Origin of the sequence: Helicobacter sp. 11S02629-2 (assembly GCF_002272875.1) — a bacterium.
Taxonomy (GTDB): domain Bacteria; phylum Campylobacterota; class Campylobacteria; order Campylobacterales; family Helicobacteraceae; genus Helicobacter_I.
Window position 1 is genome coordinate 1 of record NZ_MLAN01000054.1, and the last position, 433, is coordinate 433.

The window sequence follows — 433 nt, forward strand, 5'->3', positions numbered from 1 at the left end:
TAACCACCCTAATTTGGATCATAGTCATAACTGCCATAGTAGCCATCATCATCATAGTCTTATTCTTCTACTTCTATATAGATAAAGCCTTTATAAAAAGAGTAAGAAATATACAAGCTACTTTAATAGATGCCTTTGCTGTTATAAACCATGAAAAAGCCATACATATAAATAAATTAGATTCTAAATCTAAAGATGAACTAGGAGTTATATCTAATGTTATTAATGAAGCTATGGATAAAACAAGAAACTCTCTCTCCAAAGACTCTTCAGCAGTATCACAAGCCCTAGAAGTAGCTAAGACTATAGAAGAAGGTAATCTAAGTATACGTATAACTAAAAACCCTGCTAATCCTCAATTACTAGAACTTAAAGATGTACTTAATAATATGTTAGATGTATTAGAAACTAAGATAGGAAGTAATATGAATGA

The 433-nt window shown here is 29.8% G+C and carries 1 pseudogene; it reads left to right on the forward strand.

Going from position 1 to position 433, the window contains the following annotated elements:
• Positions 1 to 433, forward strand: a pseudogene (locus BKH40_RS08875) (methyl-accepting chemotaxis protein); the annotation flags it as partial.